The sequence below is a fragment of the Alcanivorax nanhaiticus genome (assembly GCF_000756665.1).
GTDB classification, from domain to species: domain Bacteria; phylum Pseudomonadota; class Gammaproteobacteria; order Pseudomonadales; family Alcanivoracaceae; genus Alcanivorax; species Alcanivorax nanhaiticus.
The window spans coordinates 104,383-129,821 of the sequence record NZ_ARXV01000004.1; the positions used below are offsets into that span (position 1 = coordinate 104,383).

The window sequence follows — 25,439 nt, forward strand, 5'->3', positions numbered from 1 at the left end:
GGGGACCGGCTTCCTCCTTCACTCTCCCTGATCCATGGGGAGGGTGTTTTTTGCTCGCTACACGACCGACGACAGACTCCACTTTCTCTCCTGTCCCCGATAAAGATTCAGGCCAACGAGTTTATGGCAACAGCCATTCATTACGGCTGATCAGCGCCACCAATTCGGCCTGGCTATGTGTGGCGGTTTTTTGAAACAGGGATTTGATGTGCGTGCGAACCGTCTGCACTGAACGCACCTGCGTCTCTGCAATCTCGGCAGCCCCCAGACCAGATGCCAGATGTTCCGCAACGCGAGTCTCGGTTGGGGTCAGCGCATATTGGCAAGCAAACCCTTTCAGATCAGGTCGGGCTTCTGCGCGCGGATAATGGAACACCAATCGCACCCAGCCCTCGGCAGGGAGCTCCAGGGAAGACAGACTCACCTGCACCCGCTCACTACCCAGTCGCAATGTCATCATCGGCCGGCCACCCGGCGCAGCCTGCAACTCCTCCAGTGCCGTTGCAAACTCATGGCGGTTTGAGCCGCGCAACAGCGAAAGACCGGCGACAGGCGACAATCGTTTCAACAAGCGTTTGGCGGCGCGATTGGCGTACTGAATATTCCCTTGCGCATCACAAACAGCGAAGGCACTGCAGCAGCTATCCAGCAGATTCTCCAACAACATGGCTCTCGCCGTGAGTCCGGCAAGCTGATTCGGCATGGCGCTAAAGGCGGTGGTAGTCATTCCTGTGCTCCCTCTCGGATGGTTATCCTGATGAGAGGGACACAGACGCCAGATTCGACAGGGATTTCTGATTTTTAATGCAGATTTTTGCCAGAGCGCCTTTGGATCACTCTCCAGCCTTGGGAGCCTCTGAATAACACCTTGCGTACTCAGCGTGGCCTGAAGCGTGCAGCTGTTGTGTCTTGTCTCGATGGTCAGGGTGGTTCCCTTTCCGAGAGGCAAGGCGCAGCAGATGTGCGCTTCAGGCCGCGTCTTTATGCCCGCGGGGTGCTCCCGGGTCTTCCTGTCTGAGCATGCAAGGGGTTATTCAGAGGTTCCCTTGTCCCGCAATGCTTTAATCGGGGCAGACAATTTCTCTGGATGACGGGGATGTACGCTGGCATAACACTGCAGAATGGTGGCCAGGTCGGTATCCAGATCCCCGGAGGGCTGAACCACCAATGGGAAGTCGATTTCCTTTTTACGATAATCCGCAGACGCCACAATGATCGGCACCCCCGCCTGCTCAGCAATGCGGTAGAAGCCAGTCTTCCATTGGCTGGCACCGCTGCGGGTGCCCTCCGGGGCCACAATCATGAACAGCTGCTGATGTTCATTGAACTGGGCCACGGTCTGCTCAACCACCCCGCCTGACTTGGCGCGGTCAATCGGCATGGCCCCCATCCAGCGCAGCAGGGAGCCCAGCGGTCCCTTGAAGGCGCTGTCCTTGATCATCACATGGGCATCAAGCCCCAGCTGCATCATCGCCGCCAGGGTGACAATACCGTCCCAATTGGAGGTATGGGGGCCACCAATAATCACCGCCTTGGGCACCTCAGGCAGCGGGCTTACCACTTTCCAGCCAATCAGTTTCAGGAAGCCACTGGCCAGGGAACGGGAAAAACCGTTGCCGCGACGGGGATAGGAATCAGAGGTCATGACAGGGTGTCCAGATCAAAGGGAGCGCAATGGTACGGTCTCCGGGAATAGCCTGCATTGACCCTGACGACCTTTCCGCTGGATGGCACCCCACAGCAGACGGCGTTTCATGTCACTGCTATATGAGCGTAGTATGAAATGAGTCATGCGCAAGGGGCTTGGGTCCAGCATGTTGCTGGGCAGCCTCTGAATAGCTCCTTGCGGTCTCACTGCCCCTCTCCCCAGGATGAGGCGCAGCCCTTTATGACCAGGAGGTGCATAGTGACACGGATCGGCCAGGACTCCCTGAACAGCAAGAAATCCCTGCAAGCCAACGGCAAGACCTACCATTACTTCGATATCAACGCCGTCGCCAACAAGGGCTGGGGCGACCTCGCCAGACTCCCCTTTTCTCTCAAAGTGCTACTGGAAAACCTGCTGCGTTTTGAGGATGGCAACAGCGTCACGGGTGAGGATATTGAGGCCGTCATGCGCTGGCTGGAACACAAGCGCTCCGACCACGAAATCAACTATCGCCCGGCCCGGGTCCTGATGCAGGATTTCACCGGTGTCCCCGGGGTGGTAGATCTGGCCGCCATGCGCGACGCAATCAGCAAGGCAGGTGGGGATCCGTCACGAATCAACCCGCTCTCCCCTGTGGATCTGGTCATCGACCACTCGGTGATGGTGGACAAGTTCGGCAACCCCCAGGCCTTTTCCGAAAACGTGGACATCGAATACCAACGCAACCGGGAACGCTACCAGTTCCTGCGCTGGGGCCAGAAAGCCTTTAACAATTTCCGTGTAGTGCCGCCCGGCACCGGCATCTGCCACCAGGTGAATCTGGAATACCTGGCTAAAGGCGTGTGGTCATCCACAAGTGACGACGGCCATACCTACGCCTACCCGGATACCCTGGTAGGCACCGACTCCCATACCACCATGATCAACGGTCTGGGGGTGCTGGGCTGGGGCGTGGGCGGCATCGAAGCCGAAGCCGCCATGCTTGGCCAGCCTATCGCGATGCTGATTCCTGAAGTCATCGGCTTCAAGATCAGCGGCAAGCTGCGTGAAGGCATCACCGCAACCGACCTGGTACTGACGGTCACCGAAATGCTGCGCCGCCGCGGCGTGGTGGGCAAGTTTGTAGAATTCTTCGGTGATGGCCTCGCCGACCTGACCCTGGCCGACCGTGCCACCATTGCCAACATGGCCCCGGAATACGGGGCCACCTGTGGCTTCTTCCCCATCGATGAACGCACCACCGAATACATGGAACTGTCTGGCCGGGATGCCGACACCATTGCCCTGGTGGAGGCCTACTGCAAGGCCCAGGGCCTGTGGCGCTCCAGTGCCGATCCAGACCCGGAATTCACCGATGTACTTGAACTGGATCTGGGCGATGTGGTGCCCAGCCTGGCAGGCCCCAAACGCCCCCAGGACCGGGTTCCTCTCACCGCCGTGAAACGTACGTTCATTGATGTGGTAACCGAGACCCTCAAGCTCAACGATGAGGAGATCAGCACACTTGAAGGCGAAGGCGGCCAGACTGCTGTGGGCAATCACGAGCCCAGCGGCGGCCAGGTACCCGTGGTACTGGATGGCCAGAAGCATTACCTGACCCACGGCGATGTGGTGATCGCCGCGATCACCTCATGCACCAACACCTCCAACCCCAGCGTCATGATTGCGGCAGGGCTGGTCGCCAAAAAAGCGGCCGAAAAAGGATTAAACCGCAAACCCTGGGTGAAGACTTCTCTGGCACCCGGTTCCAAGGTGGTCACCGATTACCTGGATGTCACCGGACTACAGAAACCCTTGAACGACATCGGTTTCGACCTTGTGGGCTATGGCTGTACCACCTGCATCGGTAACTCCGGCCCACTGCCCCCCGAAATTGATAAAGCCATCAGTGACGGTGATCTGGTGGTGGCTTCAGTGCTGTCCGGTAACCGCAACTTCGAAGGCCGGGTACACCAGAGCGTTCGCACCAACTGGCTGGCCTCGCCGCCACTGGTGGTGGCCTATGCCCTGGCCGGTACGGTGAAGATTGATCTGGACAAAGACCCGCTCGGCAAGGATCTGGATGGCAAGCCGGTTTACCTGAAGGATGTGTGGCCCAGCTCCGATGAGATTCAGGCCGAGCTGGTGAAAATCAGCAACGACATGTTCCGCAACCAGTACGCCAGCGTGTTTGAGGGTGACGAGACCTGGCAGAGCCTGCCCATCCCGGATTCACAAACCTACGACTGGGACAGCAGCTCCACCTACATCCAGAATCCACCGTTCTTTGAAGGGCTCACCGCCGAAGTAGACGACGTGGTACCGGTACAGAATGCGCGCATCCTGGCGCTGCTGGGCGACTCCATCACCACCGACCACATCTCACCGGCCGGCGCCATCAAGGCGGATTCCCCCGCCGGCCATTACTTGCAAGGCCACGATGTGGAACCGTTGGACTTCAACTCCTACGGCTCGCGCCGGGGCAATCATGAAGTGATGATGCGCGGCACCTTTGCCAACATCCGCATCCGCAACGAAATGACTCCGGATATCGAAGGCGGCTTTACCAGACACCTGCCCCAGGGTGAGGAGATCTCCATCTACGGTGCAGCCATGCGCTACCAGAGTGAAGGCGTTCCCACCGTCGTCGTGGCCGGCAAGGAATACGGCACAGGCTCCAGCCGCGACTGGGCGGCCAAGGGCACCAACTTGCTGGGCGTGAAGGCGGTGATTGCGGAAAGCTTCGAACGGATCCATCGCTCCAACCTGATTGGCATGGGCGTGCTGCCGCTGCAGTTCCCGGAAGGCACCGACCGCAAAACGCTGAACCTGGATGGCAGCGAAATCGTGGGCATCCCCGATCTCTCCAACCACCTCAAACCCGGAGAAAGCATTACCGTAGTATTCCGCCGTGACGGCAAGGAGCAGACCGTACAGGCCATCTCCCGCCTGGATACCGCTGCCGAGGTGGAGTACTACAAAAACGGCGGCATTCTCCACTATGTGCTGCGGCAGATGATGGAATAAAACAGACGAGAGTAACGAGTTGCGAGTGACGAAAGGCAAAAATGCTAAACACCGGAAGGGTTTTGGCTTTTCGAAACTCGCTTCTCGCAACTCGAAACGCCTATCTCGCTGTCGTTCGGATCGTCCACACCCCGCTCAATCAGTTACCCCCTCCCCCCCGAGGCCCTGTTTTTGCTATGCTGACTCTCCTTCACACTGAGTTTGGGGAAACTCCGTGCGTCTTTGGTCAGCAATAACATCAACGCTTGTGGTGCTTTGTAGTTCACTTCAAGCCAGTGACAGCGATCTGCTCAATGCCGAGCAGCGTGATGCTCGACTGCGTGAGCAACAAGAGCTGGAAGCGCGCACCGAAGAGCTGGAAGCACAACAACAAACCACCCAGGAATTGCTGGAGCAGCAGGACGCCTACCTCAAAGCGCTGCGCCGACAAATTGACACCCTGAAAGCTGCCAATGCCGGCTCACAGGACGATAATGAACAGGCAACATCTGCCGGGGGAACACCATGATGCTGGACTGGATTCGCCGTTTTTTTGGCAGGTCTGACGCAAGCACTAGCGCGGCACCGGCTCAACCAGCTCCAGCCCCGGAGGCCAGTGCTCAATCAGCCCATCCTGACTCTGAGGCCGACCCATTTGCGGCCTTCATGCCCTTCCAGATTCGCCCTCTGCAGTCCAGTGACCTGAGCAGACTGATCAGCGTGTTCCGCGATGCCATCCAGATCAGTACTGCCAATCACTATGACCAACAGCAACGGGATGCCTGGAGCCAGGCACAGAGTCATGAAAGCCTGATTTCTCTGCTAAGTGAGGGGGAAACCGTGGTGGCAGAGTGGGACCAGGAGCTGGTGGGGTTCGCACAGCGCATCGACGACGATATCAACATGATTTATGTCCATCCGGATTCCGCCCGGGTCGGCATCGCAACGCTGTTATATCAGCACCTGGAAGATGGTGCACGCGTGGAGGGCAGAGAGGGACTGACGGCCCATGTGAGCCTCACCGCCCATGATTTCTTTCAGTTCATGGGTTTCAACAGCGAGGGGGAAGAACAGGCTGACCGCGGCGGCGTCACCCTGACCCGCCACCTGATGCGCAAGTCGCTGGCAAGCCATGGATAAGCCACCCGCTATTAATCAGTTTTTTTGATCATATCCCTCAACCCAGCCCACTGGGTTGCCTTCCTGTCCTGTCGTATTCTTTTCTCAAGGTTCGCGGTCCTGTGAAAGGGCGCAGCCAAACAGACACATTGCGCTCACTCTGTGACTCTCGTTGTGGAAACAATGGAATCAAGGATGATTTCGAGAACCCCCTTCAGGCCGTCCCCCCGACGGCCTTTTTTTTGGTTAATACCAGAATAAGCGGGAAGGTATCCCCGTATTGGTGGGAGCGGCGGTTCCGCCGCGATGACACTGCTTGTCCCCATGCGACCGCACCACGCTTCACGCAACACCAGAACCTAACCGCTTGCGAAGCGAATCTGACATGACCGGGTAGCGGCAAGCTTGCCACCCCCGCCATACCGGCCAGGACGAATCCGCTGCGCAAACGGTCACGCCACCCGATTGAGCGGGGGCGTGACGAAGCGTTCAGGCGTTACTTGTAAAGCAACTTGCCGACGCTGTTAAACGCCTTGTCTGACAGGCTCATGCGGATCATGGAGCGGAACAGGGTCTCAGGCATCAAACGTCTTGCCAGCAACAACATGCGAGCATCCACGCCAACGCTGTAACGTAACCGCGAGCTCCCATCGATAGACGCCCGGTAGATGACTTCCGCAGCCTGTTTCGGCGTGGAGCCTCCGGGGCCTGTCTTGTCCATCACCCCGAACTGTTCACGCGCATAGTCGTCGTAGCTGGACACACCGGTGCTGTTATCCCGGTCGGAGGAACGGCCAAAGAAAGCCGTGTTCACCGCACCTGGCTCAATGATCTTGATACCGATACCCAACGGAGCCAGCTCGTAAACCAGCCCCTCGGTAAACCCTTCCACCGCCCACTTGCTGGCGTTGTACACACTGTACAGGGGCAACGGCACCCGCCCAACCATGCTGGCCACATTCACCAGCATCCCGGCTTTACGCTCACGAAAATGCGGCAGCACCGCACGGCAGGTTTCCATCAGGCCAAACACATTGGTATCGAATTGACGAATGATCTGTTCTTCGCTGAGCGTTTCGAACGCGCCCATCAGCCCATAGCCTGCGTTATTGACCAGCACATCAATCGCACCAAACTCCTTGATGGCTTCCTGCACCGCGCTGTAGATACTGCCCCGATCATTCACATCCAGGCGCAACACCAACACTCCCGGCAACGATGCCAACCCTTTGGCATCGTCGGGTTTGCGCATAGTCGCCACCACATTCCAGCCCTTCTTTTGAAAGAGCTGGGCGGTGGCATAACCGATGCCGGATGAAGCACCAGTAATCAGTACTGTCTTTTGCTTGTCAGTCACGTCACATTCCTTTTTTCAAACATGCCCGGGATGCTGACTATCCGGGCGAATAATTCCCTGCTCGGCCTCGCCAAACATCTGGTTCAACATTTCCAGCTGGTCACGGCGGCCACGACGCTCCTGACGGCGGCGCATTACCGGGTTGTAGCGTTGCGACACATGGCCCACAAAACGCGGCACCAGGGTGACCACCGGGTACCAGGGCAAGGTGGATGCGGGCAGCCCCAGCTGCGCCATCTTTTCCTTGTCGAGGAAATAGCTGCTCATGCTCAGGTGCTTCTCATAGGCAAGGCGACGCTGAATGCCTTGCAGATGACTGAAGTGGCGCTCCAACGGTTCGTCTGCCAATGCCTTGCCCAGCTCCCGGGTGGTCTCGTCCGGACGGCTCTGGGTCATCAGGGTATGCTGCAGCAGCACGATGCCCTGGCGCTCGGTATCCACCAGCCAACGCTCTTCCACCCCCATCAGCCAGCAGGCGTATTTCCACAGGTGCATCACCGCTTTGGACTCCCTTGGCGTCACAGGCACACCAAGCTTGCGCAAGCCACCCAGCATCACCACACAGAACCCGAGGTAAGTGGCCACCATATCCACCTGACTCAACGGCATGCCCCACTCGCTGGCGTCCCAGTCCTCGCGCCGGTTCAGGTTACGGCGCACCAGTGAATGCACCATGCGCACATGCAAGGTGGAACGGAAGCCCGGCCCAAAACGCTGTAGCCCGTCTTGCTCGGTACAGTCCACCCACCATTTTCCGGTTTCGGCTACTCGCTGGGAGGCCCCCTTGTTGAGCGCCCCGGTCAGCACCAGTGACTGGTTGAAACCGGACAGCAGATAACCGCCCATCAGGGCCAGATCCCGCAGTACATACGGGGCGGTCATGCCGGTGGAGTGAATGAAACGGGCACCTTCGTTGATCAGGTCGAAGTCCACCCAACTTGGGCGCTTTTCCACCTTGCGGATAAAGACGCGCAGGGGCTCAGGACAGTCTTTTACGGCCGCCAGGCCTTCATTGATGGCTAATTCAAACTTGCCACGGGCTTCACGGGCACCGTACTCCATCATCCAGTCCACCAGCGCATCCATCTCTGGATCCCCCACCCAGAGCGCGCCCACAACCCCATCAAATTCTTCCCGGCTGGGGGCCAAATCGCGCCCCAGCAAAGTCTTTAACAGCAGCGGCGTCGGCTGCTGGGTCTTCTCAAAAGGCCGTACCCGTCCGGGTACCGCTGGCAGTATTGCCTGAGCCCTGGCTTGAGCGTTCATGCTCGCCTCCACATGTCAGTGCGACGGTTGTTGCAATGACAGGCACCCTAATGCGAATATGTATTCGCATTCAATTCGCATTTAAACACTGACCCACCTCAATCCGAGCCCACCATGCGTAAACGTCCACAACAGCAACGTTCCCGCGAGATGGTCAAAACATTGATCGATGCCACCGCCAGGGTGATACAGCAACAAGGGCTGGATAACACTACCACCGCCCGAATTGCCGAGGCTGCGGGTGTCAGTGTGGGTTCCCTGTACCAGTACTTTGGTGACAAGGATTCGCTGATAGAAGCACTGATGGAAAGCCTGGCGGAAGACATCGGCAGCGGACTGCGGCACCTCCCCCTGCTGGACAACGACGACATGCATGCCCTGGTTGGCAACGCCATCCGCTTTGGCTTTGCCGTGCTGCATTCTCGTGATGGGCTTTACCTGGAGCTGGTGCGTAACTGGCATCGCCTGCCCACCAACCGGGTGGTGGATGTATTGCAACAGCACTTCATGGAACTGGCACGACTCTACTTCCTGCGCCACTATCGGGATTACCCCATCGACAATCTGGAAGTACGGGTGTTTATTGTCACCAACAGCGTGCTCTTCACCATGGTGCGGCATATTAGCCAGAACAACGGCCTGATCCGCGAAAGCGCCCTGGCAACGGAGTTGACCAGCATGGTCGCCAACTACATGACACAGCCTCCGCAATCACCGGAGGCACAGCCATGACCCCGGATCTGGCCCTGGCCTACTGCCGCATGATTGCCCAGGCATTGGGCCTGGATCAGGATGGCCTGGAGAATCTGGTCTGTAATACCGGTATCAACGTAGAAACCTTGTTGCATGGCGACGGCTTTATTGACTGGGCAGGTACCTGCCAGTTAATCGCCAATGCCCACGCCATCAATCCCCAGCCGGATATCGCCCTGCAAGCCGGCTTGCGCGCCCTCCCCGCCATGCACGGCCCCATGGGCATGGCGGCCATGGCCAGCCCCACCCTGCGTGATGCCATGCGAGTCTTTGCTGCCTTTACCAACACCCGCACCCGGGTATTCCACACAAAGATGGAAGAGAACCACGACACCATTACGCTCCATCTCCAATTCAACTACCCCATGGACGAGTACATCCGATTCCTCACGGAATCCGCCATGGCCTCAGCCTATGCCTGCCATGTGGTACTGCGCGGCAAACCCATCAACGATGGCGCCGCCTACTTCAATTACCCGGCTCCGCCTTGGGCCGATGCCTACAAGAGAATTTTCCGTGGTACCGAAGTGATATTCGATGCCCCCAATGCGGGGCTCAGCCTGCCCGCCCATTATGGTGACGAGCCCCTCGCCAGCCATGACCGGGAACTGCTGTGGATGGCCATCGGCCAGTGTGAGGCCCGCCAGGAATCCCTTCGCAAAATGGGCACCGTCAGCGATCAGGTACTGGCATTACTTCATCAGGCACAAGGGCAAGCCGATCTGGAGACCATCGCAGACCGGCTACACATTAGCCCCCGCACCCTGATTCGCAAGCTCAAGCAGGAAGACACCCGCTTCCAGCAACTCCGCGACCAGACCCTCAGCCGGCGTGCAACGCAGCTACTCAGCCTGCCCCACTACACCGTAGCCGCTGTAGCCGAAGACCTGGGCTACACCGACGTGGCCAGCTTCCGCCGCGCTTTTCAGCGCTGGTTCGGCACCAGCCCGGGAAAGTTTCGGCAGGAATAGAGCAGTTGAAAGTTCAAAGTTTAAAGTTTAAAAGGCGCGATCAAAAGCCGTGAAATGGAATGTGCTGTGCCCGCGACCCAAGCTTGGACGCGGGCAATGCCATGGGGCGTCGCGATGAACCAGCCCGCGCTTTTCAACTTTAAACTTTGAACTTTCAACTTACCCCTGTCATTTATCATCCCCCCCTTGTCAGCATCCGCGCTTATCCGTGAACCGGTTTCCGGCAACACTGAATAAAAGCATCATTGGAGACTGGCGCAATGAGCAACGCCGAGAACAATAACGATCTTGTAAAACTGAAGGTGTCACCGAAAATTGCGTGGCCCACTATTGCTATCCTGATTGGCTCCCTGGCCGCGATTGGCCTCACCTGGGCGTTGGTTCCCATGGGCATCTGGCCGCTCTGGCTGGGCATGCTGGTTAACGGCATTGCCGGCTACGCCCTGTTTACGCCAGCCCACGAAGCCATCCACCGTGCGGCAGCCCAGAAGTCGGAGCACAATGACTTTATTCTGTCAGCGGCGACCTTCGTAGCCGTTCCCTTCGGTAAGGGTAAACTGTTCCGGCTTCTGCACATGCGCCATCACCGCTTTGCCAACGACCCGGCCAATGACCCTGATCACTGGATGGCCAGCAGCCTGTGGACCATGCCGCTATGGGGTCTGTGGCCGTATTTCTATCTCTACAAGTTTCTGCGCAACCCGGCACTGCTGCCCAATGTGAAGGTCTCCGAGATCGTGCGTGAAATTGCGGTGGCAGGTGTCATCTTCGGTGCACTGACCGTATTGATGCCCTATTACATGCTGATGCTGTGGTTGATCCCCACCTACATCGCCTTTTTCCTCATGTGCCTGGTCTTCATGGTGCTGCCACACTACCCGCATACCGGTCGCCAGGATGAAGATCCCAATACCACCGCGCTCATGCGCATGGGCCAGGAGTGGTGGCTCACCCCGGTGCTAATGTTCCAGAACTACCATCTCGTGCATCACTTGTACCCCACTGCGCCGTTCTACCGCTACGGCAAGATCTGGAAGGCCCGCGAGGCATATCACCTGGAACATTCCGGCGACATGATCATTGGCCCCTTTGGCCTTGGCCCGGACAAAACCCGGCCCCAGCCCCCAAACGAAGCCGCCTGATCCCCTTTCCGGGCGGTTCCGGCCGCCCGTTTTTTCCAACTGCGAATGCCCCGAAACCCGTTGTCGGGTGACACTATTTATCCCCCTTTTTGGCAATTTCGGCGCTTAACAGGCCCGGAAAAACAGTAAACACTCTGTATGCAACCTGCAGGGAGAACCCCGATGACAACAACGACAGAAGCAGAAGAACTTCAAACCCTGGCAAAACTGAAGGTATCCCCCAAGTTTGCCTGGCCGACCATTATCCTGATGGTGGCATCCCATGCGGCCAACATTACCAGCTGGGTTATGGTCATCGGCGGTTACTGGCCCGCCTGGGTCGGCCTGATCATCAACAGCATCTCAGGCTATGTCATGTTCACCCCGGCCCACGAATCCATTCATCGTGCCGCCGCCCAGAAGTCCGAACACAACGACCTGATCCTCTCTATCGCCACCTTTGTGGCGGTACCCTTCGGCAAGGGCAAACTGTTCCGCATCATGCACATGCATCACCACCGTTTCGCCAACGACCCGGAAAAAGACCCCGATCACTGGATGGCCAGCAGCCTGTGGACCATGCCGCTGTGGGGCTTCTGGCCCTTCATCTACCTGATCAACTTCATGCGTAATCCGGAAAAGCTGCCCAACGTAGAGGTCGCTGAAATCCGTCGCGAACTGATCGTGGCAGGCATCGCCCTGACGGCCCTGTTCATATGGCAGCCCTATGTGACGCTGATGCTGTGGCTGATCCCTTCCTATTTCTCGTTCTTCCTGATGTGCCTGGTGTTCATGGTGCTTCCGCACTATCCCCACACCGGCCGTCAGGATGTGGACCCGAACACCACCTCCCTGATGCGCATGGGCAAGGAATGGTTGCTGACACCAATCCTCATGTACCAGAACTATCATCTGGTTCATCACCTCTATCCCACCGTACCGTTCTATCGTTACGGCAAAGTCTGGAAAGCCCGCGAGGCTTACCACCGCAAACATTCCGGCAGCATGATCATTGGCCCCTTTGACCTGGGCCCCAAAGAGCAAACCGGTAACACCTGACAGGAGCATAACAATGACAAGAACGGTACTGGTAACTGGCGGGGCCGGCGGTATTGGCCGTGAATTCTGCAAGCTGTTCAACAATGATGGATATCGTATCGTGGTGTTCAGTCTGCAGCAGGACGAGCTGGACCAGCTCGGCAAGGATTTGAAAGACCAACGTAGCGAAGTGGACTATCACGGCGTACAAATGGACCTGTCAGAGCCGGACGCCGCTGAACGTATCCTGGAATGGCTGGATCAGAAAAGCATCGAACTGGACGTACTGGTCAACAACGTGGGCTTCGGCATGATGGGCGAGCATGTTGAACAGGACAGCAAGAAGCTGGAGCGCATGCTCACCCTGAACAACATCCTGCTCACCAAACTGTGCATGCTGGTGGGGAATCGCATGAAGGCTCGTGGCACCGGCCAGATCATGAACATCGGCTCCCTCGCGGGCTTCTGCCCCATGCCGTTCTTCGCTGCGTACAGCGCCAGCAAGGCGTTCGTGATCAACTTCAGCGCTTCCCTGCACGAAGAACTGAAACCCTATGGCGTGGAAGTCACCTGCTTCTGCCCCAGCACCACCAGGACCGCCTTCCTGGACACCGCGCAGAGCAAACACCAATCGTCCACCGGCATCACCAAATTCGTATCCGCCCAGATCGACACCCCGGAAGAAGTCGCGATAGCGGGTTACAAAGCCCTGAATGAAAAAAAAGTGTTTGCGCTGCCAAGCCTGGCTATCACACTGCAAAGCATCTGGATCCGGACCATGCCACTACGCACCATGGCGGCGTTTGTGCACAAGAAAGCATTAAAAGAGCAGTGAACAGTTAATAGTGAATAGTTAATAGTTAACAGCTGCGCGGGACAGGTTAGCCCGTTCCGCAACCAGAGAGGCCGCGTCCAGACATTGGGCGCGGCCTCTCTGGTTTGGGAAAGCCTGGTGGAGCTGCAGTGTGAATCGAGCGTAGCGAGTGACGAGTTTCGAGTTGCGAAAGGCAAGATCAGAATCACACCTGCGAGAACCGGTTTTTGGTTTTCGAAACTCGCTCCTCGCAACTCGTAACTCTTTTGCTCGCGGCTCCAGCGCCGCTCCTACCGTTCTTCCAAACGAAAGAGGCCGCGCCCAATGTCGGGCGCGGCCTCTATCCTTTCCTTCACCGCCACGCGTTCCACGCGCAACTATTCACTGTTAACTATTAACTATTCACTGCCTTATCTAACCAGCCACAAGCTCAATTGCGGAATATAGGTGATCATCAGCAATGCCACGATCAGCACCAGCATGAACGGAATAGTAGAAGCGAACAGTTCGGTGACTCGTTTCTTGAAGCGGTAACTGGCGATAAACAGGTTCATCCCCACTGGCGGGGTGATGTAACCAATCTGCATGTTGGCCACGAAGATCACGCCCAGGTGCACAGGATCAATGCCATAGCGCAGGGCCACAGGCAGGATGAGCGGCACCATGATCACCAGCGCCGCAAAGATATCCAGCAGCGCCCCCAGCAGCAACAACAGGATGTTGAGCAGGATCAGGAAGGCGATCTTGCTCTCCACATGGGTCTGGATCAGGGTAAACAGCTTCTCCGGAACGCCCGCGTAAACCAGATAATCAGTGAACGCCAGCGCCACTGCCAGGATCAGCAGAATGCCGCCCACCATGATCATGGAATCGCGCATGATCGAGGGCAGTTTTCGTACAGAGATCTCCCGGTACAGGAACACTTCTGCCACCAGCACATAAAGTGCCGTCACCGCCGCCGCTTCGCTGACCACCAGGAAGCCGGAGAAAATTCCGCCCAGCACCACCACCGGCAGCGGGAGTTCCCAGCGCGCTTCCCAGAGCGCATCCACCAACTCCCGGAAATCAAACGGCTGGCGGGGAATCGGATGGCCTGCCTTGGCGGCACCACGGGTGGCCCATACGCAGTAACCGTACAGCAGCACGATCATCAGCAGCGCCGGCACCAGACCCGCCAGATACAGATCCACGATTTCCACCGGTGGCATATCCAGTTGCTGGGACATCTGTTGGGCAATAATGCCGTAGATCAGCAGAGGAACCGATGGCACCAGCAGCAAACCAAGGCTACCGGATGACGTTACCAGACCCAGGCTGAAACGCTCCGGATAATTGCCTTTCACCAATGCCGGCAATAGCAGCGCGCCCAGCGCGACAATGGTGACACCGGAGCCACCGGTTAACGCCGTAAAGAATGCGCAGGCAATCAGGGAAACAAAGGCCATGCCTCCGGGCATCCAGCCAAAGGCGGCCTGACTGAGGCGCAACATGCGGTCGGCGGTTTTCGATTCGCTGAGCAGAAAACCGGCAAAGGTGAATAACGGCAGCGCCATCAAAACCACTGAGTTACTCAGCTGGTAGATATCAATGTGCAGTACCGCCAGCTCAATCTCCAGGGTGTAGAAACCGAGCGCCGCAGCGCCAAGAATAATGGCATACAGTGGCGCGCCCATCAGGGCGAGCAGGATCAGCAGAAGAATCGCGATAGTGATCATGCCACCGGCTCCTGCATCTTCGGCCGCTTGCCCAACAGGCCTAGGCCGAACAGGGCCACATAACGCAGCGCCATCACCGAAAAGCCCACCGGGATGATCGCCTGCAGCAACCAGCTGGGCACATTGGCAAAGGCCGGCGTGGCATATTCATACTCTTCGATCACAAAGCCCACGCTGTACCAGGCCACCAGCACGCAAATGAATGCGGTGAACAGATCCACAGCCGTGGTCAGGAAGGGATGGTATTTCTCTGGCAGCAAAGTGGACGCCACATCGATGCGAATGTGTTCATCCTTGCGTGAAGCAATCATCGCGCCCAACAGACCGATCCACAGTACGGCGTTCTGCAGCAGCGGCTCGATCCAGACCAGGCTGGTACCGAAAAAGTTACGCAGCACAATCTGCGCCACCGCCAGCAAGATCATAAACAAAAGGACGGCCACGATAAGGCCGTCCTCAATGCGATGAAGCGTGCGGTGCAGGCCGCCCAGAAAACCGGTCATTTACTGCCCACGCTGCTTGGCAAGAATCGCGTTAAGGCGATCAAGCATGGCCTGACTGATCTCACCTTCTTCCACCAGTTCGGCAGTGGCACGATCCGCATATTTCTTCCATTCACTGAACTGTTCTGCAGAGGGCTTGACCACGCTGAGGCCCTGCTGCTGAACTGCGGCGAACGCACTCAGGTTTTCCTTGCGGCTCTCGGCATCCAGTTTGGCGAAAGTGGCCTCCAGCACCTCGTGCACCGTTTTCTGATCTTCCGCACTAAGGCGGCCAAAATATTTCTTGTGAATACCGAGCAGGCCGAAGGTGTACAGCAGAGGCATGTCGGTCACGTTGTTCACGCGGGAGTACCATTGCAGGGTCAGAGCCGCCACCGGCGGCGCGGCAAAGGCGTCCACCGCACCGGTTTGCAGGGAGGTCAGCACCGCGCCGATGTTGAGCATGATCGGGGACAGCTCAAACGCCTTGGCCGCCTTGGCTGACGCCTCGTCGTTGGCCGGCAACCACAGCTTCTGATCACGCAGGTCATCCAGGCTGCGCACCGGGTTTTCGGACATCACATAAGCGAAGCCACCGTCGATCAAACCGAAGCTTACCCAGCCCCCCTCTTCCAGACCTTTCTGGATTTCCGGGTCCAGTTCAGCACGCACGGCATCCACTTCATCATAGTTGTTGAAGGCCAGCGGCACGTTGAGGATCTGGCTGTCCTTGTAGGCTGACGCAAAGGCACCGCCCTGGGCGATCTGCCCATGCAGCTGACCAATACGGATCTTGCGTTCTACCGCCCGGTCATCGCCCATCACACCGCCGGGGTAGATTTTCAGTTTCACCCGCCCTTCGGTTTTCTCGGCAATTTCCTTACCCGCATTTTTCAGTCCGGTAACGATGGTGGTGCCATCCGGGTACAGGGTGGAAATTTTCAGGGTAGTAGCGGCAGTCGCCACCAGCGGCAGCAGGGCTACCAGAACCGTCGCAAGACGCAACATATCAACTCCTAGAAATAGTCATCAGCATCGGCAAGTAGCGCGGTTGCCTGTTGCTGGGCGTAGGTATTTTGCAGGGTCAGGCCATGAACCTCCGGGTCTGCCGCCAGCACCTCATTGAGCAGGCGATCATGCAGCTCCCGGTCAAAAACCAGCCTTGCGTATTTTTCGGCGTACAGCACCGGGGCCAACAGATTCTTGCCCTCGGACAGCGTCACCGCCTTCTCGAAATGCGTTTGTGCCTTGTCAGGATTCCCCCCCAACGAGGCAGGCAAAATACTGTTCAATACGCCCAGATACATGTGGGCCTGGCCATATTGATAACCTTCATCCAGCTCGACTACGCGATCCATGATGGCTTCCACACGGCCCAGTTCTGCCACCGCATTCCAGTCGCTGGTGTTCTGCTGAATATAACCGGCCCAGGCACTACCCAGAGTGAACAGCATGGGCACGTCCTTCTTGCTGGCGTCATCCAACAGGGCTTCAAACTCCGGCACACTCAAGCCGCGCAGGTCGCAATAATCACCGTCCCTGGCGCAGGCAGCACGAAACGCATAAACCAACGCCTTGTTGCTCAGCTTGCGGGCTCGCTCAGGCTCTTCGACAAAGATCCCGGCATAGGCACCATACAAATCGGCACCACTGGACAGCAAAGACTCACTTTCCGGCCAGTTTTCGATCAGGCCATCCACCATTAGCAAATAGGTGGGCAGGCCGTCTTCCACCAGCTGAAGGTCGTTGTTGTTCAATACACCGTAGGGCAGGTTGTCATCGACCCGGGCCAGAGAACAGCCCTGGAAGGTAAATGCCGATGCCAGCAGAAGTGTTGGGGCCAGCCCCTTGAGGAAGCGCCACTGCATAGGTCGCTGGTATCCTTTCATATTATGTTCATTGTTTTGGCTGTCTTTATAGCAGCCCCACAGGGGTAACTCAAACGGCCCCATTGGCCGCACCGCGGCGAATCAGGCCGAAAATGCCACCCAATATGCAGCCACTGACCAGCCCGGCAAGGTGCGCCGCATTGGCGACCACATCCGACAGCCCCACAAAGCAGATCACCATCCAGGCCAGCATGAAGATGACGATTTCCCGACGCAGGGCATAGCCAGCTCCGGGGTTGAGGCGACCGTAGATCCATAAATAGCCCAGCAAGCCATACACCACACCGGAAAGCCCGCCAAAAGCCGGCCCGCTGGTGAGAAACTGGGCCACATTGGCCACGGCGGAGGTCACCAGGGTCACCATCAACAGCTGGCCGGACGACTGGAAGCGTTCGATCAAACGCCCCAGATCCGCCCACCACAGCAGGTTAAAGAGAATATGCAGCAGCGAGAAGTGCAGCAGCATGGGCGTGACCAGCCGCCAGGGCTGGGCGGACAGGCCTGACAAGGAATGGGGGAACATCAGCGCGCTATACACCCCATTCCCCATGATCCAGGGAGTCAGAAAAATGGCCGCACACAGCACCAAAATGGATTTGGTGACCCAGCCCATGCTGGCCAGCCAACCACCGGACAACAGCGGCTGCGGGCGTCCCGTCAGCGGCTCCAGAGCCGGCCGCCCTTGCTGACGGCGAAGATCACCGATGAGTTCCTCCACCAACTGGCGCGCATGAGGATATTGGCGCTCATCAGGAATCGACAGTACCTGCTGCCCCTCCACTTCTGTACGGGCCACGGTAAAACCGTTGCGAGTCAGAGTACGCTCAATCAGATCGGCCAGCTCCGGCTGCGGGGTGCGAATCAGTTCCATGCGAGTCCTGTTAACGCCTCTTTGCGCTGTGAATCAGTCAGTTCGGTCAGATTTTCCACTTGCTGCCAGAAACAGTCCCATTCTCGCTGGCACTGAGACAGCAAGCGTGCAAAGGCAGGAACATAGCCATTATAGTCACTGACCCCATTAAGCTGGGCATTGTTCAACGGTCCGTCGAAAAACCCCTGATAACCCGCCAGAGCCGGCATGGCAGATTGCTCCCGGAGAAAGCGCTCACGGGCCTGCTGCTGAATGCGGGCCTTGCCTTCAGCCAGCACAGACGGACTCTGCTCAGCAGCATAGAGAGTCTTCAGAGAGGCACGGGTGTCTTCGACAATAGCAAGAAAGGCCTGCTCTGCCCGGTCCTGCTGGGCCAGAGCAGCCTCGTTCAGGGCAATACCCTGATCCGAGAAAAACGCCAGTGCACCCTCCCTGCCCACCAGCGTGGCAAGGGATTCATTGAAACGGGTGTCATTGGGGATATAAAGGCGGCGATGAGTCAGTTCGTGGATCAGCAGTTCCGCCAGCGCGGGCCGTGAGCGTTTCAGCATGGGCGTGGTCAACGGATCGGCAAACCAGCCCAGCGTGGAATAGGCGATGGCGCCACCCACCCAGGTGTCCATTCCCTCTTCTGCCAGCCCAGTCGCTTCCTGATCCGCCTTGTCGCGATCAAAATAGCCCCGGTAACTGACACAACCCAGTAGCGGGTAACACCAGGTTTTCGGTGTCAGTGACCAGCGCGGTGCCGCCAGCACATTCCAGACCACCGCGTCCTGTTCCAACGCCACGTACTGGTGATACACATCATCAGTCGGCAGCCCAAGAGCCGGCCCAGCCCAGGCAATCACCTGCTGACTGAATGCCAACTGATCGGCCACCCTGGCGGGCGTGTCCGGATCCGCCAGCACCTTTGCCACAGATTCCCGTTTGCCCATCAAGGAAAAGTGCCCGCCGAGAGCCTGACTGTAATAGCCAAGCTGACAGCCACTCAACGCACCAACAAGGGCCAGCAGAACCAGCCCGCCCAGCCCCTTCATATCAGGCCCGAGACATGAACTTGCGTTCGGCGGTGTTCACCCGCACCTTTTCGCCTTCCACAATGTATTCCGGCACCTGCACTACCAGCCCGGTATTCAGAGTGGCCGGCTTGGTACGTGCCGAGGCGGAGGCAGCCTTCATGGCAGGGGACGTTTCGGCCACTTCAAGCACTACCGATGCGGGCAGTTCCAGCCCAATCACCGCTTCACCCACTTTCAGCGCCAGCACCCCTTCGGTTTCTTCGGTGATGAATGCCAGCTCATCGCTGATGTCATCCTGCTTGAGCAGATACTGGGAGAAATCCTCGTTGTCCATGAAGATGTAGTCATCACCGTCCACATAGGAAAACTGCACCGGACGACGCAGCAACTCCACCGTGGTCACATCCTCATCACCCTTGAATCGTTCCTCGAACTTGGGCCCGCCACCCACTGCGCTCGCCTTCACACGATACAGGGTCGCCGCACCACGGGCAGAAGGCGATTGCACCTCAATCTGGCGAATCGCATAAAGGGTGCCGTTGACTTCGATAACGTCGGATTTCTTCAGTTCACTGGCGCGGGTCATGGAAATGGGTTCCTGATGTTGAGATGCGCCAATGCTACAACAAACGAAGGCGGCAAGCTGCAGGGCAAGACATTCCCATAGCAGAGCGCCGCTGGAATGAACATGAGCGCTAGCGAGTTGCGAGTTTCGAGTTTCGAGTTGCGAAAGGCAAAACCTACCCCAGCGAATTCTGAGGGTTCGAAACTCGTTACTCGCTTTGGAATTAACCCTTTAGCTGCTGCGAGATCCGCTCCCGGGCCTGCTCACAGAGACCCTTCCGGTCTCTATCCGCTTCCAGCGGCTCACAGAAGTGCAGGCGAATACGCAACTCGCGTCTGAGCAACATGCCCCAGAGGTGGTGGTGGAATTCGTCATCACCGATGAACGCCGTAGCGGTATCCGGGGCCCCCATCCCATCCAGGTAACGGATGGCCAGGGGCTGAACGGGGGTAGAAGCCAGCAGTGGTGCATCGAACAGCTGCGCAAAGAAACGACGCAACCCGGTACCGTCAGTAGTAGTGCCTTCCGGGAATACCAGCACGGTATGTCCCTGTTGAAGGCGGCTGGCGATTTCACGGGCCTTGCCCCCCGACTCTCCACTCCCTCGCTTGATAAACAGGGTACCCACCGCTCGGGCCAGCTGCCCGATCAGAGGCCATTCACCCACTTCGGCCTTGGAGAGAAAATACAGGTGCCTCTGGCTGGCAATCACCGGAATATCCAGCCATGAAACATGGTTGCTGACCAGAAACACGCTGCCACCCAGAGGCGTACCGGTCACCGTCAATTCAGCACCGAGAATGCGTAGAAAGCGCTGACACCATCTCTGCTTGGCTGCCAGCACCCGCGGCTGCTGTGGCCACCAGAATGCGCCCAGCAGGAGTGCCAGCATAAAGCCCCACAGCAAGTGGATCACGATACGCAATACCCGCCACACTCGTCTCAGCTGCGGCCAGGGGCCGTTATCCACATCGGCAATGATACTGACGCTACCGTCCACTTCACTCATGGTCTGATCCGTTAGCTGTCAACTGACTCACACCGCCTGAGCCGTTGGTGTCCCCACCACGCCGTGGCTTGGCTGCAGGAAGTGCTGCACATAACGGGCCGGCAGATCGTTCACGTCCATCAGCACAAAAAAATCCAGACAATTGAAATCCGGATCCCAGCAAGGCTCACCACAGATTTGCGCACCCATGCGCACATAGGCCTTCAGCAGCGGCGGCATTTTCACCGCCCCCTGCGCACCGTCACCCGGCAATTTTTCCAGCTTCAGGTGTGGCACCACACGGTGTGCGGATTGACTCAGATGTTTCTCGTTAATGCGCTGCCAGATACCCGCCACGTTATACCCTTCACCCAGCGCGATGCTGGCACAACCCAGCAGATAGCGGATGTCGTTCTCAATCATGTACTGAGCCAAACGCGCCCACAGCACCGTGATCACAGCCCCGTTGCGATGAGCAGGGTGAATACAGGTACGACCGATCTCCGCCAGTCGCCCTTCCAACCCCTGCAGCATGCTCAGATCAAATTCACCGCTGGAATAGAAACCGCCAGTGCGATGCAAGCGGTCACCCGGCAAAACCCGGGTGTAGCCCACAATCTCACCGCTGCGATTATCCTTGACTACCAGATGCAGGCAGTGGCGATCATAGCGGTCCCGATCCAGACCGAACGGCGCACTGAAGCTGGCTCCGTATTCCTCGGAAAAAATTCGGTAGCGCATGCGCTGTACCTTGATGATTTCCCGACGGGATCGAGTGAAATAGGCAGTGAAGCGGCTCTGCCCTTCGGCATCATTCAGATCACGCAACTCACGGGGAAACCGCAGGATATCGGCCGTGGCCACAAAAGGCCGGGCCAGGGCATCTTTCAGCTGCGGGCTTAGGGCTTTGATCTTTCCTGCTGCTTGCGCAAGCATGGCGTACTCCACTGGTAGTTTCCCGCAGTGTCGTATTGCGCCATGGCAAGGCGGTGACGATTGGGTGACAGTTCAGTTAATAGTGAATAGTTAATAATTAATAGTTGCGCGTGTGGCGGTGGTGGGTGCGGAAAGGGCGGTGCCCGCGCACCACAGCGGGTGCCGGCCGCGATGTTTTTTGTAGGAGTTCCACCGGTTGGACGCACCGAGCGAAAGCGAGTTGCGAGTTGCGAGTTGCGAAAATCAAAACCTGTGGGCGCGGGAAGGGTTGGCCTTTCGAAACTCGTTACTCGTAACTCGCTTCTTATCTCTGCCCCTCGCTGTCGCTAGGATCGCTTGCAGGCAAGCCTACAGAAAGACCAATCGTAGGGCGGAAATGCCTCAGGGCATCCCCGCCATTAGGCCTTGCCGCAATAGCCAACGCCCATTCAGGAATCAGGATCTGCCATGAAGAAACCCGTCGCGACTCGCTGGCCCTACCCCTTGCCGGTGAAAAAAGGCGAAACCGTGCACTGGTGTTCTTGCGGAAAAAGCACCAATCAACCCTTCTGCGACGGCAGCCATAAAGGCACCGATTTCCAACCCGAAGCCTTTACGGCCAAGAAAGACTGCATCGTGTTTTTCTGTGGCTGCAAACGTAGCAAGAAAGGCATGGTATGTGACGGCAGCCACAGCAAGATCAGTGAATAGTGAAGGGTTAACAGTGAACAGCGCGCGTTAGCACGATGAGGCAGCCTGAAAGAAAAGAGGCCGCGCATGACATTTCGTGCGAACCTTGTCCCTCACTCAAACATTAAAAAAACTGCTGTGGGAACGTAGCGCAACGGAGTAACGCACGGAGTGCGGCCCGAAGGGTGAGCAAGGGATGAGAAGCGAGTTGCGAGTAACGAGTTTCGAAAAGCCAACCCCAAGACCCGCAGACGCCATGTTCTGATTTTTGCCTTTCGTGACTCGCTTCGCTCGATTCGTCCCTCACCGAGCGAAGCGAAGGAACGCCTTCCTAGGCGGCCCCAAAGGGGTGAGCGAAGCGAATAACCGGAACGCCTACAAAAAACCATCGCAGCTAGCCGCCGACAGTGGTGCGCGGGCACAACACTTCCTGCCCCGTCGTCGCCACACGCGCAACTGTTCACTATTCACTGTTAACTGTTCACTGCCTTACCCAGTGTTGCGCAGCCCCGCCGCAATCCCCGCGATGGTTACCATCAATGCGCTCTCCAGAGTTTCATCTCCATCCTGTTCGCGCAGCCGCGCCATCAGCTCCGCCTGCAGAAGATGCAGAGGATCAGTGTAAGGATCACGCACCCGAATAGACCAACGCATCACCGGGTTGTTCTCCAGCAAATCCTCGCGGCCGGTGAGGCCACCCAGGGCGGCAACACAGGAGGTGAGTTTTTCCCGCAACACGTCCCCCAGTTTCTGCAAGCCCTCATCAGTACCGGCAAGTCTCTGCTCATACCAGGCCGCCACATTAAGATCGGCCTTGGCCAGCACCATTTCCAGCATGTCCACCACGCCCTGGAAAAACGGCCAGTGATCGGCCATCTCCCTCACACGGGCGGATTGTTCGGGATCGGCCAGCGCTTCCTCCAAAGCACCGCCGGTACCCAACCAGGCGGGCAACATCAAACGGATCTGCGTCCAGGCGAACACCCAGGGAATCGCTCTTAACGAGCCGATACCGGCATCCGCCTTACGCCGCGCAGGACGACTGCCCAAAGCAAGACGGGACAACTCGGTTTCCGGCGTCACCGTGCGCAGGTAACGCACCAGTTCCGGTTCATCCCGCACTACACCGCGATACCCTGCCACGGACACATCTGTCAGGGTTTGCATCTGCTCCCGCCAGGCCGGTTCTGGCACGCGGGGAGGCAACAACGTGGCTTCCAGTGTGGCTGCCACATATTGGGCAAGATTGAACACCGCCACAGCGGGGCGGCCATACTTGAAGCGAATCACCTCACCCTGCTCGGTGACGCGAATCCGGCCTGCCACCGAGCCCGGCGGTTGTGACAACAACGCCATTCGCGAGGGCGCTCCACCGCGGGAAATGGAACCGCCGCGGCCATGGAAAAGGGTTAACGGAATGCCGTGCTCTGCGAACAATGCCGTGAGTTTCTCCTGAGCACGATATTGTGCCCAGGCCGCACCCAGAAACCCGGCGTCCTTGGCCGAATCCGAATAACCAATCATGACTTCCTGACCACCCGCTACCCGCTCTCGGTAGAAAGGAATGGCCATCAGCGCACGCATGGTGTCTTCCGCACCATCGAGATCTGCCAACGTCTCGAACAGGGGCACGACACGCATGGGTTCAGCTACCCCGGCAATCTTCTGCAACAGCATCACTGCCAGCACATCGGACGGCGTGGTCGCCATGGAAATCACATACGCTCCCAACCCCTCGCTGCCCTGCTCCGCAATCACCGCGCAAGTATCCAGCACCTCTGCCACTTCTGCGGTGCACTCCTCACTGCTGCGGAAACCGGCATCAATCAATGGTCGGCGCGCCTGCAGTTCTTCGATCAGAAAAGCCTGGCGCCGCTCTTCATCCCACTGCTGATAACTCCCCAGCTGCAAGTAGCGAGTAATGGCATCCAGTGCATCACTGTGACGGGTAGATTCCTGCCGAACATCCAGACGCAACAGGGTAATGCCAAAACAGTTGAGGCGGCGCAGGGTATTCTTCAAGTCACCATTGGCGATATCGGCCAACCCGACTTCGCGCAAGGACTGGTCGATGAGCTTCAACGGTTCAAGCAATTGTTCCCGAAACGCAAACCCCTCGCCTTCCGGCACTGGCAGACCATCCACCTGTGCCTCCAACTGGCGGCGTGTCAGCTTGAGACGGGCACGTACTCCGCGCAGCAATACCCGGTAGGGTTCATTGCTGGGCCCGGTGACCGCCAGCAAGGCATCGCTGGCCATTTCCATGGAAAGATCCGCCAACAGATTTTCCACATCACGCAGATACAGATCCGCCGCCATCCATCGCGCCAGCAGTAACACCTCCCGGGTTACCGCCGCCGTCACATTGGGGTTACCGTCCCGGTCACCGCCCATCCACGACGCCAGTTTCACCGGCGCCCAATCAGCCGGAGGCTGGGGCAAGCCACGTTCTTCAAGCTGGTTTTCCAGCTGACGCACCATGTCCGGTACCGCCTGCCACAGAGATTGCTCAATGGTGGCAAACCCCCACTTGGCTTCATCTACCGGAGTCGGTTTTTCGCGGCGAATTTCATCTGTGCTCCACGCCGCCAGAATGACCCGGCGTAAACGTGCACGCAGGCTGCGCCGTTCTTCATCATTCAAGTCAGAGCGATCCAGCTCGCCGAGCAAGTCAGCCATCTGGTCGTATTTACGAATCAGGGTGCGACGCGTGACTTCGGTGGGATGGGCAGTCAGCACCAGCTCCACGGACAAGTCATGCAGCGTCTCGCCAAGCCTGGCATCCGCAACCCCTTCCTCCTTGAGGCGCGCCAACACATCCAGTAAACCTTGATCGCCACCCGGGTCGCCGGGATAACGCTGATGCTGCCTGTGCAGGCGTTCACGATGGTGCTGCTCGGCAATGTTGCTCAGGTTGAGAAACTGGCTGAACGCCCGCGCGACTTCCAGCAGAGTGTCGTCATCCAGAGGGGACAACAGCTCCCTCAACGAGGAAAGCGGCGTCCCCTGCTCACCCCGGGTGGCCACCGATGCCTTGCGAATGCGCTCGATGGTGTCGAATAACCCGTCCCCGGCCTGCTGACGAAGACACTCTCCCAGCAAATCACCCAGTAAACGAACATTGTCCCGTAATGGTGCATTGACGTTGAGATCCACACAGCCTCCTTGGAATTGTGCACAAATCCTGACCGGTTATGACGCTTTCATGGCGTTACATAACAGTTTTAACAAGA

General features: G+C 57.9%; 23 protein-coding genes. 9 read left to right on the forward strand and 14 right to left on the reverse strand.

The features are described 5' to 3' along the window. Positions 1–121: 121 nt before the first annotated feature. Together Y5S_RS06345 and Y5S_RS06350 are read right to left on the reverse strand one after the other, a co-directional pair. Positions 122–727, reverse strand: a complete 606-nt coding sequence (locus Y5S_RS06345; protein WP_035231378.1) for a helix-turn-helix transcriptional regulator — start codon at positions 725–727, stop codon at positions 122–124. A gap of 303 nt (positions 728–1,030) precedes the next feature. Then, a complete protein-coding gene (locus Y5S_RS06350; RefSeq protein WP_035231380.1) occupies positions 1,031–1,645 on the reverse strand; it encodes a lysophospholipid acyltransferase family protein in 615 nt (204 codons plus the stop codon). 261 nt (positions 1,646–1,906) lie between these two features. On the opposite strand from Y5S_RS06350, the gene acnA reads away from it, so the two are divergent. The 3 genes from acnA to Y5S_RS06365 all read left to right on the forward strand — a co-directional run bounded on the left by acnA (position 1,907) and on the right by Y5S_RS06365 (position 5,773). Beyond that, on the forward strand, positions 1,907–4,654 hold the full coding sequence (gene acnA, locus Y5S_RS06355) for an aconitate hydratase AcnA (protein WP_035231382.1): 2,748 nt from the start codon (positions 1,907–1,909) through the stop codon (positions 4,652–4,654). A 214-nt stretch (positions 4,655–4,868) separates the two neighbouring features. After that, positions 4,869–5,162: a hypothetical protein gene (locus Y5S_RS06360; RefSeq protein WP_156107618.1), complete on the forward strand. Its 294-nt coding sequence runs from the start codon at positions 4,869–4,871 to the stop codon at positions 5,160–5,162. After that, complete coding sequence (locus Y5S_RS06365) at positions 5,159–5,773, forward strand: GNAT family N-acetyltransferase (protein ID WP_035231386.1); 615 nt, start codon at positions 5,159–5,161, stop codon at positions 5,771–5,773. Before Y5S_RS06360 ends, Y5S_RS06365 begins: the two co-directional genes overlap by 4 nt. 475 nt (positions 5,774–6,248) lie before the next feature. On the opposite strand, the gene Y5S_RS06370 is transcribed toward Y5S_RS06365, so the two are convergent. After that, on the reverse strand, positions 6,249–7,109 hold the full coding sequence (locus Y5S_RS06370; protein WP_035231388.1) for an SDR family oxidoreductase: 861 nt from the start codon (positions 7,107–7,109) through the stop codon (positions 6,249–6,251). Between the two features lie 15 nt (positions 7,110–7,124). Further along, positions 7,125–8,375 (reverse strand): oxygenase MpaB family protein, encoded by a 1,251-nt coding sequence (locus tag Y5S_RS06375; protein ID WP_035231389.1) that lies wholly within the window; start codon positions 8,373–8,375, stop codon positions 7,125–7,127. 114 nt (positions 8,376–8,489) lie between these two features. Here Y5S_RS06375 and Y5S_RS06380 point away from each other — a divergent pair, with 114 nt between their 5' ends. The 5 genes from Y5S_RS06380 to Y5S_RS06400 all read left to right on the forward strand — a co-directional run bounded on the left by Y5S_RS06380 (position 8,490) and on the right by Y5S_RS06400 (position 13,093). After that, the gene (locus tag Y5S_RS06380) at positions 8,490–9,107 is read left to right on the forward strand and encodes a TetR/AcrR family transcriptional regulator (protein ID WP_035231392.1); all 618 of its coding nucleotides are present in this window, start codon (positions 8,490–8,492) and stop codon (positions 9,105–9,107) included. After that, positions 9,104–10,099, forward strand: coding sequence for an AraC family transcriptional regulator (locus Y5S_RS06385; RefSeq protein ID WP_035231394.1), 996 nt, complete (start codon positions 9,104–9,106; stop codon positions 10,097–10,099). Before Y5S_RS06380 ends, Y5S_RS06385 begins: the two co-directional genes overlap by 4 nt. A 260-nt stretch (positions 10,100–10,359) precedes the next feature. Next, on the forward strand, positions 10,360–11,241 hold the full coding sequence (locus Y5S_RS06390) for a fatty acid desaturase (protein WP_035231396.1): 882 nt from the start codon (positions 10,360–10,362) through the stop codon (positions 11,239–11,241). 162 nt (positions 11,242–11,403) lie between these two features. After that, positions 11,404–12,279 (forward strand): fatty acid desaturase, encoded by an 876-nt coding sequence (locus Y5S_RS06395; RefSeq protein ID WP_035231398.1) that lies wholly within the window; start codon positions 11,404–11,406, stop codon positions 12,277–12,279. A gap of 13 nt (positions 12,280–12,292) precedes the next feature. Beyond that, positions 12,293–13,093, forward strand: coding sequence for an SDR family NAD(P)-dependent oxidoreductase (locus Y5S_RS06400; protein ID WP_035231400.1), 801 nt, complete (start codon positions 12,293–12,295; stop codon positions 13,091–13,093). A gap of 389 nt (positions 13,094–13,482) precedes the next feature. Here Y5S_RS06400 and Y5S_RS06405 read toward each other — a convergent pair whose 3' ends face one another. The 9 genes from Y5S_RS06405 to Y5S_RS06445 form a co-directional block, all read right to left on the reverse strand. Further along, positions 13,483–14,787 carry a TRAP transporter large permease gene (locus Y5S_RS06405; protein WP_035231402.1) on the reverse strand — a complete coding sequence of 435 codons (1,305 nt, stop codon included), beginning with the start codon at positions 14,785–14,787 and terminating at the stop codon, positions 13,483–13,485. After that, entirely contained in the window at positions 14,784–15,290 is a 507-nt protein-coding gene (locus Y5S_RS06410) for a TRAP transporter small permease (RefSeq protein ID WP_035231404.1), read from the reverse strand. Before Y5S_RS06410 ends, Y5S_RS06405 begins: the two co-directional genes overlap by 4 nt. After that, the gene (locus tag Y5S_RS06415) at positions 15,291–16,277 is read right to left on the reverse strand and encodes a TRAP transporter substrate-binding protein (RefSeq protein ID WP_035231406.1); all 987 of its coding nucleotides are present in this window, start codon (positions 16,275–16,277) and stop codon (positions 15,291–15,293) included. Between the two features lie 8 nt (positions 16,278–16,285). Continuing rightward, positions 16,286–17,158 (reverse strand): TRAP transporter TatT component family protein, encoded by an 873-nt coding sequence (locus tag Y5S_RS06420; protein ID WP_231552644.1) that lies wholly within the window; start codon positions 17,156–17,158, stop codon positions 16,286–16,288. A 49-nt stretch (positions 17,159–17,207) separates the two neighbouring features. Beyond that, positions 17,208–18,029 (reverse strand): rhomboid family intramembrane serine protease, encoded by an 822-nt coding sequence (locus tag Y5S_RS06425; protein WP_035231410.1) that lies wholly within the window; start codon positions 18,027–18,029, stop codon positions 17,208–17,210. Next, positions 18,020–19,066 carry an aminopeptidase gene (locus Y5S_RS06430; RefSeq protein ID WP_035231412.1) on the reverse strand — a complete coding sequence of 349 codons (1,047 nt, stop codon included), beginning with the start codon at positions 19,064–19,066 and terminating at the stop codon, positions 18,020–18,022. The genes Y5S_RS06425 and Y5S_RS06430 overlap by 10 nt, the downstream gene beginning before the upstream one ends. A gap of 1 nt (position 19,067) precedes the next feature. Continuing rightward, entirely contained in the window at positions 19,068–19,634 is a 567-nt protein-coding gene (gene efpL, locus Y5S_RS06435; RefSeq protein ID WP_035231413.1) for an elongation factor P-like protein EfpL, read from the reverse strand. Positions 19,635–19,836: 202 nt separating this feature from the next. Further along, on the reverse strand, positions 19,837–20,622 hold the full coding sequence (locus Y5S_RS06440) for a lysophospholipid acyltransferase family protein (protein ID WP_052041443.1): 786 nt from the start codon (positions 20,620–20,622) through the stop codon (positions 19,837–19,839). A 27-nt stretch (positions 20,623–20,649) separates the two neighbouring features. Then, positions 20,650–21,537, reverse strand: a complete 888-nt coding sequence (locus Y5S_RS06445; RefSeq protein ID WP_052041444.1) for a GNAT family N-acetyltransferase — start codon at positions 21,535–21,537, stop codon at positions 20,650–20,652. Positions 21,538–21,984: 447 nt separating this feature from the next. Between Y5S_RS06445 and Y5S_RS06450 the strand changes: the two genes are divergently transcribed. Next, positions 21,985–22,227 carry a CDGSH iron-sulfur domain-containing protein gene (locus Y5S_RS06450; RefSeq protein WP_035231415.1) on the forward strand — a complete coding sequence of 81 codons (243 nt, stop codon included), beginning with the start codon at positions 21,985–21,987 and terminating at the stop codon, positions 22,225–22,227. Between the two features lie 468 nt (positions 22,228–22,695). Here Y5S_RS06450 and ppc read toward each other — a convergent pair whose 3' ends face one another. Beyond that, positions 22,696–25,362, reverse strand: coding sequence for a phosphoenolpyruvate carboxylase (gene ppc, locus Y5S_RS06455; protein ID WP_035231417.1), 2,667 nt, complete (start codon positions 25,360–25,362; stop codon positions 22,696–22,698). Positions 25,363–25,439: the final 77 nt, after the last annotated feature.